The organism is Ciceribacter thiooxidans (assembly GCF_014126615.1).
GTDB classification, from domain to species: domain Bacteria; phylum Pseudomonadota; class Alphaproteobacteria; order Rhizobiales; family Rhizobiaceae; genus Allorhizobium; species Allorhizobium thiooxidans.
The window spans coordinates 2,982,115-2,997,377 of sequence record NZ_CP059896.1 but is presented as its reverse complement, the minus strand read 5'-3'; the positions used below and the strand labels follow the sequence as shown (position 1 = coordinate 2,997,377).

Sequence of the window (15,263 nt, the reverse complement as noted above, 5' to 3'; positions counted from 1 at the left end):
CATTTCCAAGATTGAAGGGGCAGGGGCTTGAGCGAGGACAGCGATATGACCACGGTGAAGGCGCCAGCCTGGAAATGGGAGTGGAACCTCAACACGATCGTGATCCTGATCGGGTTCGCCGGCGGGATTGCCGCATGGGGAGCGACCTGGGCGCGGCTGACGGACGGACAATCCGCCAATCGTGCGGCGATCGACCGGATCGACAAACGGGTGACGAGCCTCGAGGCGCTGCCACGGCTGATCGACAATCACGAATTCCGCATCGGCAATGTCGAGAAACAGGCGACCGATTCGGCGACGGCCATGCGGGCGGTGGAAAGCACACTCAACAGCCTCGCCACCGACATGCGGGTGACGCGCGAGATCCTGCAGCGGATCGAAGCGAGCCAGAGCGGGCGGGGGCGGTGAGCGTGCGGAAATAGCACCGCTCGATAGGCATCACGAAAAATCTTGAGTGACACGCCGCGTTGTGATTACTCACCGTTCTCGAAGCTTCCCAAGCTGAATACGAGGGTTCGATTCCCTTCACCCGCTCCAGCTTTCCCTTAGCCTGCACCGTTCCTGCGTTCTGTCCGCCTTCCGCGTTGCCCTATCCGCAAGGCAGCGAGGCCGATCAGTGTGCAGAGCGTGAAGCCGGCACCGCCGAGGAACGTGCCCTCGGCACCGGCAATATCCCACAGGCCGCCGGCGATCATGCTTGCGGCAAGCAGGGCTATTCCGGTGATCAGGTTGAATACGCCGAACGCCGTGCCGCGCAGTTCCGGTGGGGCGGTATCGGCGACGAGCGCCGAGAGCAGCCCTTGGGTAAACCCCATATGCAAACCCCATAACGCCGCCCCGGCAGCCAGCCCAATCAAACCGGCGCTAAACGCCAGGACGAAATCTGCGGCAAGGAGCAGGAAAAGCCCGACGACCAGCAGGGTCATACGGTCCATCCTGTCCGACAGGGCACCTGCCGGATAAGCTGAAAGTGTGTAGGCGATGTTCATAACAACCATCACCAGCGGGACAAACGCGAGGGGAAGGCCGATGTCTTGTCCTTTGAGGACCAGGAAGGCTTCACTGAAGCGCGCGAGGGTGAAGGCCGTCGCGACGACCACAACCTTCCAGTAGGCTGCGCCGAGACGAACGAGTTCTGCACGGCGAAGCGGCATGCGCGCAGTTCGCCGTGCCGCGACGTTCGGTGGCTCTCTCACGGCAAACATTATGAGCCCGGCCGAGAGAAACGCGGGAGCAACGGCGATCCAGAAGACCGTTGTGAAATTGTCGGCGAAGAGCCACATGAAGAGGATGGCGAAGAGCGGCCCGAGCAGTGCGCCGAGGGTGTCGAGTGATTGCCTGAGGCCGAAGCTTGCGCCTCTGAGTTCCGGAGACGCGATGTCGGCGACCAGGGCGTCACGCGGCGCGCCGCGGATGCCTTTGCCGATCCGGTCTATGAAGCGAGCCGCGACCAGCCACCCGATACTTGGCGCAAGCGGGAAGACCGGTTTGGTAACAGCGGCGAGTGCATAGCCCGACGCGGCAAGCAGCTTGCGTTTGCCGAGCCAGTCGCTCAGTGCGCCGGAGAACACCTTGGTGATCGAGGCGGTCGCCTCGGCGATCCCTTCGATCACACCGACGGTCAGGGTCGATGCGCCGAGCGTTCCGACGAGATAGAGAGGCAACAGGGCGTGGATCATCTCGGATGAGACATCCATGAACATGGAGACGAAGCCGATGGTCCAAACGGCGCCGGGTACGCGTTTCCAGGTGTACGGGCCGGACCTTGCCTGTTCTTCTCCCAAGCGCTTCTCCTTTTTGCCGGCATGTGTTGGTCACGCTCGTCCGCATGCATCCTTTGCGTCGGCGCCTGTGACAGTCAAGCCTGGCCGCCTTCAGGCGTGGCGTCGGGCTGGTCCGCCGTGGCCGTAGCCGTGGCTGGGTCCGTCGCCGGCACCGTAACCGGGCGCGGCTCGTGCGGCGTCTTGTTCCAGAAAAACGGCTTCGCCTTCAGTTCGAAAGCCGCTCGCCAGGCTGCATAGGAAACCATCATCCAGTAGACAGGTATGGCGAGCCAGCGCCAGCCGAGAAGGCGTCGCTCGTATTCGATCATGGCGGAGACGCCGAGCCCGAGAAAGATGGTGTAGCTGCCGAAGATGTTTATCGCATCGACGCCGAAGAGCAGGTTCTTCAGAGGATGGATGCTCTCTGCAGGGCTTTGAAACATCGCTACGGCCGAAGCGATGATGAAGACAAGGATGGCAGGGTGCCCCAGCGAGGAAATGAGCATGCCGCCGATCAGTAACTGGAAGACGATGAAGGCGCCGGTTCCCATCTCCCGGCGGGCACGTCCCGGATCACGCATCACCACCAGCCAGGTCTGCAGCCAGCCCTTGAACCAGCGTGTTCTTTGTCCGATCCAGACCCGGGCCTCGGTTGGCGCATCCTCGAACGTGTGCCTGCGGATCGTCTCGGAGCGATAGCCGAGCCGGTAGAGACGCATACCGAGGTCGGCATCTTCGGTGACGTTATAAGGATCCCATCCGCCGGCGGCGCGTAGCGCGGCTGTACGGAAATGGTTGGAGGTGCCGCCGAGCGGCAGCGGCAACCGATAGCGGGCAAGTAGCGGCAGAAGTGCGCGGAAGAGTGCCGCGTATTCGAGAGCGAAGACTGTGCTGATGCAGGAGGTACGCATGTTGGTAATGATGAGAGGCGCCTGCAGACAGGCAACCTCGGGAGCCGCCGTCCGAAAGCGGGCGTAGGCCTCCTTCAACTGACCCGGATGCGGACGATCCTCGGCGTCATAAATTGCGAGATAGTCGCCGCGCACGCCAGCGAGGGCATAGAGGAGCGCCTTGGGCTTGGTGCGCGGTCCGCCCGGCGGTACGGCGATGATCTCCATGTGCGGTCCGGGGCGCAGCTTGCGGATTGCCTGGATGGTGTCATGGTCGTCGGCCTCGCAGACGAGCTTGATGTCGAGCCGGGACCGTGGCCAGTCGAGCCGCTCCAGGGCAGCGATCAGTTGAGCCGCGACCGGCGCCTCGCGGTAGAGTGCCACCAGCACCGAATAGACCGGCAGCGGGTCGTCGGCGATCAGCATCTCCGGCAGCATCTCGCGACGGCGAGGACGGAAGAGTGCCCTGAGCCGCAAGATCATCGCTGCGAAATAGAGCGAGGACAGCAGCACATGGAGCGTCAGCGCGACCGGCCCAGAGGCGAGCAGCAGCGCGGCCGCGCTGCCGGTCAGGAGCGCACCGGCGACGAAACCCTGACGGCCGGTCATGACGATGCGAGCCGAGTGTTGCGGGTTTTCATCGAACAGCGCGTTGGAGACGGAGGCAACGCGGCGTGTCGCACCGGCCTGCCAGACGGATCGACGGATGGAGGATGCCGGTGTGACCACCAGCGCGGCCTTGAGCATCGGATGGTGAACAAGACGTTCGGCCAGATCGGCGAGATAACGGGCTTCCGGGGCTATGGCGGTCAATGGTGCCTTGTCCGGAGCGTGCAGACGCAGGATGGCCGGACGTTGCAGGAGTACATCCAGCGCCGTTCGATCCATGATCTGATCGGGCGGGATCTCCTCCATGAAGGGCAGGCCGAGCAAGCGCGCCATCGCCGCATAGTACACCTGCTCGTCGACGCGACCGTCGGCCAGCAGCTCCTGTTCGATCGTACTTCCGTTTGCGCGCGCCCGGCGCGCCATGTTGCTGATGAAGGGTTTGGAGAAGCCGAGCTGGCGCAACGCCTGCGCCTCCGCCTGAAATGCATGGGAAAAGCCTGCGCCGGCAGCGACTTTGCTGCCGTCGGAACGCACAGTCGCCACCTGCCAGGCGGCGCCGTTCGGCTCCCCTCGGTATTCCCCGGCTTGCATGCTTCTGATAAACCGTCATCGAACGATGACGCCCCAGCCTATCCCGGAATGGATCATAATGGCACACGCAAAAGTTTCATCCCTGAATTTACAGGGTGTGCTCGCATTCCTTGTGTCTGGTTTCATTCTGCTATCTGCGGCAGTTTTGCCTGTGACGGCTGCCGCACAACAGCTTCCTGTACTTTTCGATGCAAACGAGCGGTTGCCACGTCCTGATCTATCGACCTTGCTACGGCTGCGCTTCCTGACGACGACGGACTTTCCCCCGTTCAACTTTGCCGATCAGACGGGGCGCCTTGCCGGCTTCCACGTGGAACTCGCCCGTGAGATTTGCGCGGAACTCGACATCGAAGCCAAATGCCAGATTCAGGCGATGCCGTATGCCGATCTGGAGAAGGCTCTCTCGGAAGGGCAGGGGGAGGCGGTCATTGCAGGTGTCGGCGTAACGACGGAACTCCGGCGCCGCTTCTCGTTTTCTCGCCCCTTCATGCAATTGCCTGCGCGCTTCGTCCGCAATGCTGGCGTCGAGATCCCCGGTGGCGACGTTGCAGGCCTGGCCGGTCGCCCCGTTGGCGTCGTGACGGGCACGGCTCATGAGAGCATGCTGAAGGCTTTCTTCCCCGATATCCGCGCGACCGGTTTTGCCGATCGCGGCGCGATGCTGCAGGCGCTGAAGGAAAAGAAGGTAGACGCGGTCTTCGCCGATGCGCTGCAGCTGTCTTTCTGGACGGCCGGAGAGGCGTCCGGCCACTGCTGCACGATGATGGACGGCGCCTACGTCTCGGAAAAATTTCTCGGCGAGGGGCTGACGATCATGCTGCGGCAGGACGAAGAGTCGCTGACCGCGGCCATCGACAGCGCGCTTGCCGCGATATCTCGCGACGGAAGGCTGCAGGAAATCTATCTGCGTTATTTTCCCTACAGCCTCTACTGACGAGCCGATGAAGCTCAAGCGGGCCGATAGCGGGCGACGGCGCTGTGCTCGATCGCTGCGCAGGTGAGCTTGTCCAGCGTCAGACGGTCACGCAGCATCTGCAGGAGCCGGATTTCCTCAGGGCGAATGCAGAGATCCACCGCCATGATTTCGACCGCGAGCGCATAGGCCGTATCGTAGCTGCGTGGCGGAACGGTGTCCCGGACGACTTCCAGGGCAATATCCAGCCCTTCCGGGCCAGCAAGGATATCGGCGCAACGCCGCGACACCTCGATCAGCTTTTCCTTGTCAAAACCGTCGAAGATCGGCAGCACGTCGATTAGCTGACCGATACGGCCGAGCTCCTTGTCGTTCATCATGTTGTCGACGGCGGAGGCCATTACCATGACGAAAATCAGGGCTTCCTGGGTGGTCAGGCGCTTGCTCATGTGTGGAAGAAACCTCGTTGTTTTTCCGTAGAGTAGGCGTGGCACGACGGTGTTTCAAGGCCGACTGTTCAGGCCGTCCCGCGGATCGTCGCCGAAAATGCCGCGCTGCTCCCGGCGCGCGGTGGAGGTCAGTTCCGCGAGGACCGATCCGGGTTCGGCCTCCGCCCAGCCGTTGCGCACGAGCCAACCGCCGATGTCTGTTCCGCCGACACGGCAAACGGTCACCAACACGGCCTTCTCATCCGCCCCATTCTGTTCGCAGGCGACGGTACGGTTGCGGATCAGCATGCGCTGCTGCGTGCGTGCCACCACACCGCATGGCCAGGGTGCGCCGCTTCCGGAGGGACAGCGCCGCCCGACCGCGGTCGGCATGACTCCCGCCAGTCTGACGCTCCGGCCGCGCGCGGCGAGCAAGCCTGCGGCGCCTGACCACGGACGTTGCAGGAGGACAACTTTCACCTTCTCCTCGTCTTCTCCGCCAAGGGGCGGCCGGGGCGCTATGCGTTCCAGCGCCTCACCGGGTCCGTCGATCGGGGAAACGAATTGTCCTGGGCTGATCGCCCGGACGCGTCGACGCTCGACGACGGGCGCAGGCGCTTGTGGCCGGGCGACGGCGGTTTCCGTTTTCGGCGGGGGAAGGACGGAACGCAGGCGGGTGCCTGCGCTCACCAGGGCCGAACCCCAGGCGAGGATCACGACACCGCTTGCAATCACCGCCGCACGACGCATGCCTGAAACGGTCTCACTGGCTCGCCCAGATGATCCGGGCGATCCATTCAACGTCGGCCATGTCGAAGCTGCGATTGGGGTGTTCGGGTTGAGCGAGAGAAGCTCGATCGATTTTGCTGTCTGGCGTGCCAGCACCTTGGCCATGACCTCGCCTTCGCGCGTCTTGACCACCACGCGGTCACCCCGGCGTACCTGAGCATCCGGTTCGACGATCAGCACGTCGCCGTCCCGGTAGAGCGGCAACATGCTGTCGCCCTGGATTTCCAGGGCATATACGCCCGCCTTGCGATCCGGTGAGGCCGGGAACTCGACGAGATCCCAGCCCTGGCCGGCGGGAAAGCCGCCGTCGTCGAAAAAGCCGCCGGCCCCGGCCTGCGCAAAGCCGATCAGCGGAATGGCGCCGGGCGTCGCCGGTAGTGCGCCCTGGACCACGCTTACGCGCCCGTCGTTCGGCTGCATGTAGCTCATGAACTGGTCGATGCTTGCTCCGGTCGCTTTGAGCACCTTGGCGATGGATTCTGTCGAGGGCCAGCGCATGCGCCCGTCGGCGGCGACGCGTTTCGATTTGTTGAAAGAGGTGGGGTCGAGACCCGCCCGTCTGGCGAGGCCGGAGGGCGTCAGTTGATTGCGCTCCGCCAGCTTGTCGATCGCGCTCCAGATACTGTCATGCGATAGCATCGTCGCTCATGCTCCAGGGAAACAACGGGCAGAGACGGGCCTTCCGCTCGGCCCGGACTTTATTCAAGCTGATCGCCGGAGTAAAGAGCAAAAGAGGAATAAAATCCTTTGTGGCGACCGCAGTCGGCGAATATGCGCGGACGTGGAGGCTTCGGTCTATCAGGCGACCATAGCCATGTTGATCTTGCCGAGCTGAATCACAGCCTGAGTCCGGCTGTCGACCTTGAGCTTCAGCAGGATCGCCGAAACGTGAGCCTTGATCGTCGCTTCCGAAACGCCGAGCTCGTAGGCGATCTGCTTGTTGAGCAGTCCTTCGGCAAGCATGCCGAGCACGCGGCTCTGCTGCGGCGTGAGGGTGCGCAGCCGGGCGATGAGATCGGCGACGTCCGGATCCTCCTGCCCACCCTCATAGAAGGCCGGCGTCCAGATGTCGCCCTTGAGCACGGTCTGGATGGCGGTACGGATGTCGTCGATGCCCGACGATTTGGAGATGAATCCGGAAGCACCGAGTTCCAGGGACCGGCGGATGGTCGTCTGGTCGTCACTCGCCGACACGATCACGATCGGAAGATTGGCGAATTCGGCCCTGAGCGCCATCAGTCCGGAAAAGCCGCTGACACCCGGCATGGCGAGGTCGAGCAGCAGAAGATCGGCGTCCGGGTGCTGCGACGCGGCCTTGCGCGCTGCCTCAAAATCACCCGCCTCGATGACCGTCTTCTTCCCTTCCATGCCGTCGACGGCCTGCCGAAGGGCTCCCCGGAAAAGCGGATGATCGTCTGCGATGATGATGGTGAGTGCTGTCATGTGCTGGCTCCCTCCCAAGAGCGACCGGCCCGGTACGCCTGCAGGGCGGTCATTTGTCTTTTAGCGACACCTGACAATATATACAATAGTCTAGTGTCTAGGTGCGATCGGGCGCCGGCCCGGTCTTTTCTTCCGTGCTTTTGAACTCTTCGACCAGACCGAAGAAGCTGCGCATGAAGCGCTCCATGATGCCGATCGATCGTTCGACTTCCTCGTCCGACGGCAGTTCTTCCCGCTGGCGTCCGGCGAGCGGCTGGGCGGCAGCTACGGCCGTTTCGAGCGCCTCTACGCGCTTTTCCAGCCGGCCGAGATCCTCCTCGTAAGCCGCGCGTTCATCGGCCGCCATTCGGCAGACCAGCGCGCCGTCCTGTTCGCGACAGAGCGTCATGGCACCCGTTCGCGTATCCAGTCGCACGAAGGCGTCGCCCGATTTTTCCAGCCGGAAGCGCCCGTCCGTCGGCTCCTCGGCGCTGGCGGACACCGGCCCGGTCACGGCGAGCAGGATAGCTGGCAAGAGAAGCTGGAATCTCATGGTTTCTCTCCAAAAAAGCGTTGGTCTGCACCCGTTCCCGTCCTGTCGCCGTGGACAAAGTGCGCCGTTTGCGGCAAACCCTCCCTGCGCCGTCACCGGGCAGAAAAGGATGAGCTCTTGCATACTCTCATATACAAGATAGTACCCCGAGACCTGTGGCAAAAGGCAGAGGCCGACGGTATTTTTACCGGTGCGGCGATTGACCTCAAGGACGGCTATATTCACTTCTCGACCGACGCCCAGGTACGCGAAACGGCCCGGCTGCATTTCGCCGGTGTCGAGGGTCTGCTGTTGGTCGCTGTCCCGGTGTCTGCTCTCGGCGACCGGTTGAAGTTCGAGCCCTCCCGCGGTGGCGACCTGTTCCCGCATCTCTACGGCGAGCTGCCGGTTTCGCTGGTTGCCTGGCAGAAGCCCTTGCCGCTCGGACCGGACGGCCTCCACATCTTTCCGGAGCTCAGCGCATGACCGGACCTTTCAAGACACTCGCGCGTCGCGGGCTCTTTCTCTTCGACGGAGAGACGGCGCACGGCCTCTCCATCGCCGCCCTGAAGACCGGCTTCGTCCCCGGCTGCCGCGTGCCTGCCGATACCCGCCTGAAGCAGACGGTGGCGGGGATCGTCTTCCCGAATCCGCTCGGCCTTGCCGCCGGCTACGACAAAAACGCCGAGGTGCCGGATGCCATCCTGCGCCTCGGCTTCGGTTTCACGGAGGTCGGCACGGTCACGCCGAAGCCGCAGCCCGGCAATCCGCGGCCGCGCATCTTCCGTCTGGAGAAGGACGAAGCGGTCATCAACCGTCTCGGTTTCAACAACGAGGGCCATGACGCCGCTTTCGCACGGCTCAGCGCGCGTGGCGCGGGCGGCATCGTCGGTGTCAACATCGGGGCCAACAAGGACAGCGCCGACCGCATCGAAGACTACGTCATCGGCATCCGCCGCTTCTATTCCGTGGCGAGCTATTTCACCGTCAACATCTCCTCGCCAAACACGCCGGGGCTGCGCGACCTTCAGGCCCGCGAAAGCCTGGCCGCCCTGCTCTCGGCCGTACTTGCCGCCCGCGAGGATGAGGCGGCAAGAACCGGCAAGCGGGTTTCCGTCTTTCTGAAGATCGCGCCGGACCTCACCGAAGAGGGAATGGACGACATTGCGGCGGAGGTGATGAGCCACGATCTCGACGGCCTCATTGTCTCGAACACGACCTTGTCGCGTGACGGCCTCAGCGATCCGCGCCTGGCTGCAGAGGCGGGCGGCCTTTCCGGCAAGCCGCTCTTCGCGCGCTCGACGGCGGTGCTTGCAAGGATGCGCAAACGTGTCGGTCCGGCCCTGCCGATCATCGGTGTCGGGGGCGTGTCCTCGGCGGAGACCGCGCTCGAAAAAATCCGCGCAGGAGCCGATCTCGTGCAGCTTTATTCCTGCATGGTCTACGAAGGTCCGGGACTGCCGGGGCGGATCCTGCGCGGATTGTCGGCGCTGCTCGATCGGGAAGACGTGGCGTCGATCCGCGATCTGCGCGACAGCGGCCTAGATCAATGGCTTTCGGTGAAGCTCTGATGCACCCGCGCCGGCAGGCGGAGAAGTAGCAGAAGACCGCGCAAGGCCAGGAACAGGTTGAGCGACAGCCAGAGGCCGTGATTGCCGAAAAGCGGCACGAATAGCGCTAACGACAGACCATAACCCGCAAAGGCGAGCAGCATCATGTTGCGCATCTCCCGGGACCATGTCGCGCCGATGTAGACGCCGTCCATCTGGAACGCCAGCGCACCGGTGAGCGCAGTGACAGCCGCCCAGGGCAGATAGTTCGCGGCGATAACACGGACGTCGGCAGCCGTCGTCATGAAGTCGATGATGGCATTGCCGAAGATCAGGAAGAACAGACAGGACACCAGCGCGAGCCCCAACGACCAGAGGGCGGTGAGCCTGATCGCACGGTCGAATCCTTCGCGGAAACGGGCGCCGATCGCTCGTCCGACGATCTGCTCGGCGGCGTTCGCCATGCCGTCGAGATAGAAACTCGCGATCATGAAGAAGTTCATCAGCACGGCGTTTGCCGCCAAAACGACGGCGCCGAAGCCGGTGCCGATGCGTGTCAGAAGCGTAAAGGCGGCAAGCAGCGTGAAGGTCCGGATCATCAGGTCGCGGTTGATCGCAAAGAGCGCCGACAGCTTGGCGCGATCGAATATCTCGGCGACCGTCGGTCCGTCCTTCCGGTCAAACCGCGGAATGATGAGCGCAAGCCCGACGGCGGCGGCCATCCCTTCGCCGATCAGCGTGCCCCAGGCAACGCCAGCCACACCCCAGCCGAGAACGAGACCGAGATAGATCGAGAGGACGATATTGGTGCCGTTGAGGATCGTCTGCAGCAGAAGTCCGGTCGTGCCGCGGCCGAGTCCCAGGACGAAGCCGAGGATGGTGAAATTGGTGAGCGTCAGCGGTCCGGCAAGGATCCGGATCGAGAAATAGGTTGCCGTTGCGGCGGCGGTCGTGCCCTCCGGGCCCATCATCCGCAGGCCGACGGAGAGCAGCCATGGCGAGGCGGCGAGAATGATGAGGCCGAGTCCGATCGAAAGCACGAGTGCCCGCCAGAAGACGGCCTGCTGCTCGTGTCTGTCGCCGCGGCCGAGAGCCTGCGCCACAAGGGCAGTCGTCGAGGCGCGCAGGAAGCTGACGCTCGAGAAGATCAGGTCAAAGAGGACCGCACCGATCGCAAGACCGGCAAGTGCCGCCGCATCGCCCGTCCGCCCCACCACCGCGGTGTCGGTGAGACCGAGCAACGGCGTCGTCAGAAAGCCGAGCGTCATCGGCACGGCGATCGAAAGCACCATCCTGTGGGTGACGTCGAAGCTGTCTCTTGCTCTGGTCCCTATGTCCACGCGCCCGTCTCCAGCCGGATTGCCAGGGAGGGAATCGCCTAGCTTGCGAGCACCATGGCCCAATAAGGGCGGTTCGCGGAAGAGGAATTGTGCGCCACGGCAACGCCGAGACCGCGATAGGCGCCGAGCATGTTGTGCAGGTGTTTTTCGGATCGTATCCAGGCTTCGACCGCGTCCGCCACCTGCGACTGACCTGCGGCGATGTTTTCGGAGGCCGGCAGCGGCACGCCCATCGACTTCATTCTCAGAAGAAAGTCGTCGCCCCGCCCGATCAGGTGTGACATTTCACCGGCACGCGCCATCCGCCGCGCTTGCGAGAGAGCGGCCACCTCGGCGATTTTGTTGTATTCGAGGGTGGGAAGGCCCTTGCTGTTTCGAAGGGTGTTGACGAGCGGCAGCGCGCCCTCCGTCTCGGCGCGCGCCGTGTCGTCCGTCGACGGCAAGATGTCCGTCGTCTTGCAGGCGGTGAGGCCACTCGCAAGACCGATGCCTGTCAGCATGAGGAAGCGGCGCCGCGGCAGGTATGAAAACACGGTCACGGGCATGTCAGCGTCGGTAGCTCATGAGTCTCAGGACGATGAAGACGGGAATGACGATGGTCGCCCCGAGAAGCAGGTAATCGCCCACGCGGCCGAGCGCGGCAAAGCCCCGGTACCAGAGTTCGAGGATGAAATGCCGGACACCTTCCAGGATGTCGATCGGGTAGATGCCGAACACGGTCATGACGAAGCCGACGATCAGCGACACGACCAGAAGCTTGACAACGGTACGGCCCGGCGTATCCCCGAGAAATCTGTTCACCCCATCCGACATGTCTGGTCTCCTGTTTTCCATCACATAAGCAGGCCATAGACGGGCTGCAAGCGCCTCGCCCGCCCGCTCTCGCGGATGCCACGCAAATAGCTCTTGTGTTTTTTCACGCTTTCGGTCAAGACCGCGCGCCTTCCCAGGAAATCCGCCATGCAACACATCCAGTTCTCGTCCGGAAACCTCACCGCCGATCGACGCGCAGATTACGCGAAGATGCTGAGCGAGGGCGGCGATCCTGTGGCGGCTGCCGAACTCATGGAACAGGCGCTGGAGCTTGCACCCGATTGGCCGGCCGGCTGGCTCCGGCTCGCCGAATACAGCGAAAAGGCGGGCAAGATTGAGGCAACGACCGGAGCCTTGCGGCGCGTCGTCGCCCTCGACCCGCAGGACGTGTTCGCCGCTCGGCTGAAGCTCGCCGTGCTCGGCGCAGAGCCGATGCCGGAGCAGCCGTCGAGTCGTTACGTCGAGGCCCTCTTCGACGACTACGCCGACCGTTTCGAGACGTCGCTTGTCGAGAAGCTGGGCTACAGCGTGCCGGGCAAGCTGACCGCTCTCATCGACGAGGTCGCCGGCGAGCGCCGCTTCCGTCTCGCAATCGATCTCGGCTGTGGCACCGGTCTCTTCGGCATGGAGATCCATGATCGTGCGGACAGGCTCGAAGGCTTCGACCTCTCGGCCAACATGCTCGCCAAGGCGTCCGCAAAGCAGATCTACGACCATCTTGGGGAAGCCGATTTGTCGTTGCCGGCGGAGCGGTCAGGCCTCTTCACCGAGGGAGTGCCCGGTGGACGCGCCGATCTTGTCGCGGCTGCGGACGTGCTGATCTATCTCGGCGCGCTGGACAATGCATTTTCGCTGGCGGCGGCCCTTGCTGCACCGGGCGGCCTCTTCGCTCTTTCGGTGGAGGAAGCGGAAGTGGGGCAGGGGCTCGAACTCGCACCCTCGCTGCGCTACCGCCATTCGGAGCCTTATGTCCGCGAGGCGCTGGCCGATGCCGGTTTCGCGACAAGGCGGGTCACACGCTCCGTTATCCGCACAGATTCCGGAAGGCCGGTGCGGGGCATCTTGTTTCTTGCCGAACGGCGCGCCTGAAGGAACGAAAATTGCGAACTTGCAGGTAGGTCAGTATTGCTGACGTATCGCGCTTGCGAGCCGAAATGATGCAGTGCACAATGTACGGGTTGTCAGACATTCCGGAGGTTGTGGCCGTGGCACAGGTGAGCAGCATGTGGGGCATTTTGAATACCAGCCCGACCCGGCACACGATCGCCGAGGACGTGCAAGGCATCGTCACCGGAAGCATGGTGTCGGCGCTCGGTCTCTATCTTCTCGCCAAGGTGGGACTTCTCACCGGCGGCATGGCCGGCGTCGCCTTTCTGCTCCATTACGCAAGTGGCGTCAGCTTCGGGCTGATCTTCTTTCTGCTCAACCTGCCGTTCTACATCCTGTCGTTTCGTCGCGTTGGGATCGATTTCACGCTGAAGACCTTCGCCGCGATCGCACTGACCTCGCTGATTGTCGAGTTCGAGGGCCGGCTGATCGACATCAGCGCCATCGATCCTATCTGGGGTGCCATCCTCGGCGGTCTTCTCCTCGGTTACGGCGTTCTGGCGCTCTATCGCCACCGTGCGAGCCTCGGTGGCATTGGCATTCTCGCCGTCTACCTGCAGGAACGCTTCGGCGTCCGCGCCGGGCTGGTACAACTCGCCTTCGATCTCACCGTGATGATCTTTGCCTTTGGCGTGGTGAGCCCGGCAATCGTGATCTTCTCGGTCGTTGGTGCGGTGGTGCTCAATCTGTTCGTCGCCGTCAACCACCGCTCCGATCGCTACGTCGTTCTGCGGTGATTGCTGAGAGCGGAAGTCGCTTGAGCTTGGCACGAAATCGCTTTACCGCGTAGACAACAGACGGGGTCTGGTACGGGTGAGAGGACATCAAGCATGGCGATGAGCGACGTGAGGCCGAAGCTGCGGGAGATGATGGCATCGTCCGCCGAGCACCACTCCATCATTGAAGATGCACAAGGGCTTGCGGCAGGTGGCATGCTCGTGACGCTCGGCGTGATGTTGCTCTCCGGGGCGGGGTTGCTGACGGGCGGCACGGCGGGCGTCGCCTTCCTCCTCCATTATGCGACGGGTTTCAGCTTCGGTGCCGTCTTCTTTGCCGTCAACCTGCCCTTCTACTATCTGGCGCTGAAGCGCTTCGGACCGGCCTTCACGCTGAAGACCTTCGCGGCGGTGGCGCTGACCTCGGTGCTCTCCGAGACCGTACCGCGCTACATCGGCTTCGCGAACCTCGATCCGCTGGTGGCCGCCCCCTTCGGTGGCCTTCTCATCGGTGCAGGCCTGCTTGCCCTCTTCCGTCACCGGGCAAGCCTCGGCGGCTTCGGAATCCTTGCTCTCTACCTGCAGGACCGCTTCGGATGGCGGGCCGGGCTGGTACAGCTCGCCTTCGACGGCATGGTGCTGGTGTTCTCCTTCTTCCTCGCCAGCTACTACATCATCTTCTGCTCGGTCGTCGGCGCCGTCGTGCTCAACCTGACGCTTGCGATCAATCACCGCAAGGATCGCTACATCGCGATGTGAGCGACGACGGCTTCTGACGTGGCCCAAGTCAGGCGGCTTGCGCGGGTTCGTCGATAGGGTGCTGTGACCGGAAGCTGACACAGAGCCGGTTCCAGACGTTGATCGTGCCGATCGCCGTCGTGAGCTTGACGATCTCCTCATCGGAGAAGTGCTTGCGGATTTCCTCGTAGGAGGTGTTGGGCACCCCTGACTGCGCCACGTTGGTCACGGCCTCCGTCCATTCCAGCAGCGCCCGCTCACGGGCGTCATAGAGCGGCGATTCCCGCCAGGCACAGACGAGATTGATCCATTGTTCGCTGAGGCCGTCGTGTCGCGCCTCCTTGACATGCATGTCGACGCAGTAGGCGCAGCCGTTGATCTGCGACGCGCGGAGCTTCAAGAGGTGGATGTGTCGGGGCTCCAGGCCACAGTTGCGGATGTATTGTTCGAGGCCCAGGACCGCCTTGTAGGAATCCGGCGAGACCTTGGCAAAATCGAAACGTGGCTGCATTACGCTTCTCCTTGGTTGCGTGGAAAGTTCTGGGTATTGGTCGTTCAACGACCGGTCTGTCGTGCGTGGCAGGCGATGAAATCGGTGCCCCGGCCGGCAATTGCGCCGTCATCGTCCACGGCGTGAACGCCGGCCACAATGTCGGCGATACTCGTCTTGGCGAGTTCGCTGCGGTAGACGCGCTCGGCGGCGTGCATTGCGCTCGCGATCCCGCAGGGCGCCTGGAAATAGCGGCCGGGAAGCGGCTTCGGGCCACGCTGGCGGATTTCGGCGCAGCGGAATGCCGGTGCAGGCCCCTCGATCGCCAGAGTGATGTCGAGCAACGAGACGTCCTTCGGCGCGAGTGCCAGCCGGTAGCCGCCCTTGGGCCCCGGCATCGTGGCAAGAATTCCGGCACCCGAAAGCGCCTGAAGATGCTTCAGGAGGTAACTGGCCGAAACGCCGTGGTACTCGGCAAGGGCGGCAGCCGAGAGCACCTGACCCTCGTCGAGCCCCGCCAGCATCGTCACGCAATGGATCGCCTGTTCTATGCCTTCGCTGAGTTTCATCTC

At 63.3% G+C, this 15,263-nt stretch carries 18 protein-coding genes and 2 pseudogenes; 7 read left to right on the top strand and 13 right to left on the bottom strand.

Translation table 11 applies throughout. The features are described 5' to 3' along the window. Window positions 1-45 precede the first annotated feature (45 nt). Window positions 46-408 (top strand): hypothetical protein, encoded by a 363-nt coding sequence (locus H4I97_RS14650; protein ID WP_182305378.1) that lies wholly within the window; start codon window positions 46-48, stop codon window positions 406-408. A 137-nt stretch (window positions 409-545) separates the two neighbouring features. Here the strand turns inward: H4I97_RS14650 and H4I97_RS14645 are convergent, their stop codons facing one another. Both H4I97_RS14645 and H4I97_RS14640 read right to left on the bottom strand, forming a co-directional pair. Continuing rightward, complete coding sequence (locus tag H4I97_RS14645; RefSeq protein WP_244658659.1) at window positions 546-1,784, bottom strand: MFS transporter; 1,239 nt, start codon at window positions 1,782-1,784, stop codon at window positions 546-548. A gap of 74 nt (window positions 1,785-1,858) precedes the next feature. Continuing rightward, on the bottom strand, window positions 1,859-3,853 hold the full coding sequence (locus H4I97_RS14640) for a glycosyltransferase family 2 protein (RefSeq protein ID WP_182305377.1): 1,995 nt from the start codon (window positions 3,851-3,853) through the stop codon (window positions 1,859-1,861). Between the two features lie 58 nt (window positions 3,854-3,911). Here H4I97_RS14640 and H4I97_RS14635 point away from each other — a divergent pair, with 58 nt between their 5' ends. Next, on the top strand, window positions 3,912-4,787 hold the full coding sequence (locus H4I97_RS14635) for a transporter substrate-binding domain-containing protein (protein WP_182305376.1): 876 nt from the start codon (window positions 3,912-3,914) through the stop codon (window positions 4,785-4,787). A gap of 14 nt (window positions 4,788-4,801) precedes the next feature. Here H4I97_RS14635 and H4I97_RS14630 read toward each other — a convergent pair whose 3' ends face one another. From H4I97_RS14630 to H4I97_RS14610, 6 genes and pseudogenes are all read right to left on the bottom strand, one after another. Further along, window positions 4,802-5,215: a tellurite resistance TerB family protein gene (locus H4I97_RS14630; RefSeq protein WP_182305375.1), complete on the bottom strand. Its 414-nt coding sequence runs from the start codon at window positions 5,213-5,215 to the stop codon at window positions 4,802-4,804. Between the two features lie 54 nt (window positions 5,216-5,269). Next, window positions 5,270-5,944, bottom strand: coding sequence for a thermonuclease family protein (locus tag H4I97_RS14625; RefSeq protein WP_182305374.1), 675 nt, complete (start codon window positions 5,942-5,944; stop codon window positions 5,270-5,272). Window positions 5,945-5,957: 13 nt separating this feature from the next. Then, window positions 5,958-6,343 (bottom strand): annotated as a pseudogene (locus H4I97_RS24930) (S24 family peptidase); the annotation flags it as partial. Window positions 6,344-6,411: 68 nt separating this feature from the next. Beyond that, window positions 6,412-6,622: pseudogene (locus H4I97_RS24925) on the bottom strand (helix-turn-helix transcriptional regulator); the annotation flags it as partial. A 159-nt stretch (window positions 6,623-6,781) separates the two neighbouring features. Continuing rightward, window positions 6,782-7,426, bottom strand: a complete 645-nt coding sequence (locus H4I97_RS14615) for a response regulator transcription factor (RefSeq protein WP_182305373.1) — start codon at window positions 7,424-7,426, stop codon at window positions 6,782-6,784. Window positions 7,427-7,523: 97 nt separating this feature from the next. Continuing rightward, window positions 7,524-7,958, bottom strand: coding sequence for a hypothetical protein (locus H4I97_RS14610; protein WP_182305372.1), 435 nt, complete (start codon window positions 7,956-7,958; stop codon window positions 7,524-7,526). A 117-nt stretch (window positions 7,959-8,075) separates the two neighbouring features. Between H4I97_RS14610 and H4I97_RS14605 the strand changes: the two genes are divergently transcribed. Further along, on the top strand, window positions 8,076-8,423 hold the full coding sequence (locus H4I97_RS14605; RefSeq protein ID WP_182305371.1) for a DUF952 domain-containing protein: 348 nt from the start codon (window positions 8,076-8,078) through the stop codon (window positions 8,421-8,423). Beyond that, on the top strand, window positions 8,420-9,508 hold the full coding sequence (locus H4I97_RS14600) for a quinone-dependent dihydroorotate dehydrogenase (protein ID WP_182305370.1): 1,089 nt from the start codon (window positions 8,420-8,422) through the stop codon (window positions 9,506-9,508). Before H4I97_RS14605 ends, H4I97_RS14600 begins: the two co-directional genes overlap by 4 nt. Here H4I97_RS14600 and H4I97_RS14595 read toward each other — a convergent pair. From H4I97_RS14595 to H4I97_RS14585, 3 genes are all read right to left on the bottom strand, one after another. Continuing rightward, entirely contained in the window at window positions 9,484-10,779 is a 1,296-nt protein-coding gene (locus H4I97_RS14595; RefSeq protein WP_182307664.1) for an MATE family efflux transporter, read from the bottom strand. The genes H4I97_RS14600 and H4I97_RS14595 overlap by 25 nt on opposite strands. Before the next feature lie 86 nt (window positions 10,780-10,865). Further along, window positions 10,866-11,327 (bottom strand): CAP domain-containing protein, encoded by a 462-nt coding sequence (locus tag H4I97_RS14590; RefSeq protein ID WP_378143439.1) that lies wholly within the window; start codon window positions 11,325-11,327, stop codon window positions 10,866-10,868. A 46-nt stretch (window positions 11,328-11,373) separates the two neighbouring features. Next, complete coding sequence (locus tag H4I97_RS14585) at window positions 11,374-11,640, bottom strand: DUF6460 domain-containing protein (RefSeq protein WP_129333489.1); 267 nt, start codon at window positions 11,638-11,640, stop codon at window positions 11,374-11,376. A 147-nt stretch (window positions 11,641-11,787) separates the two neighbouring features. Here H4I97_RS14585 and H4I97_RS14580 point away from each other — a divergent pair, with 147 nt between their 5' ends. The 3 genes from H4I97_RS14580 (at window position 11,788) to H4I97_RS14570 (ending at window position 14,222) form a co-directional block, all read left to right on the top strand. Next, window positions 11,788-12,729 carry a class I SAM-dependent DNA methyltransferase gene (locus tag H4I97_RS14580; RefSeq protein WP_182305368.1) on the top strand — a complete coding sequence of 314 codons (942 nt, stop codon included), beginning with the start codon at window positions 11,788-11,790 and terminating at the stop codon, window positions 12,727-12,729. Between the two features lie 116 nt (window positions 12,730-12,845). After that, window positions 12,846-13,484, top strand: a complete 639-nt coding sequence (locus H4I97_RS14575) for a YitT family protein (RefSeq protein WP_182305367.1) — start codon at window positions 12,846-12,848, stop codon at window positions 13,482-13,484. A gap of 99 nt (window positions 13,485-13,583) precedes the next feature. Then, window positions 13,584-14,222: a YitT family protein gene (locus tag H4I97_RS14570; RefSeq protein WP_244658788.1), complete on the top strand. Its 639-nt coding sequence runs from the start codon at window positions 13,584-13,586 to the stop codon at window positions 14,220-14,222. A gap of 28 nt (window positions 14,223-14,250) precedes the next feature. Here the strand turns inward: H4I97_RS14570 and H4I97_RS14565 are convergent, their stop codons facing one another. Together H4I97_RS14565 and H4I97_RS14560 are read right to left on the bottom strand one after the other, a co-directional pair. Beyond that, the gene (locus tag H4I97_RS14565; protein ID WP_182305365.1) at window positions 14,251-14,712 is read right to left on the bottom strand and encodes a carboxymuconolactone decarboxylase family protein; all 462 of its coding nucleotides are present in this window, start codon (window positions 14,710-14,712) and stop codon (window positions 14,251-14,253) included. A gap of 44 nt (window positions 14,713-14,756) precedes the next feature. After that, a complete protein-coding gene (locus H4I97_RS14560; RefSeq protein ID WP_182305364.1) occupies window positions 14,757-15,260 on the bottom strand; it encodes an RrF2 family transcriptional regulator in 504 nt (167 codons plus the stop codon). Window positions 15,261-15,263: the final 3 nt, after the last annotated feature.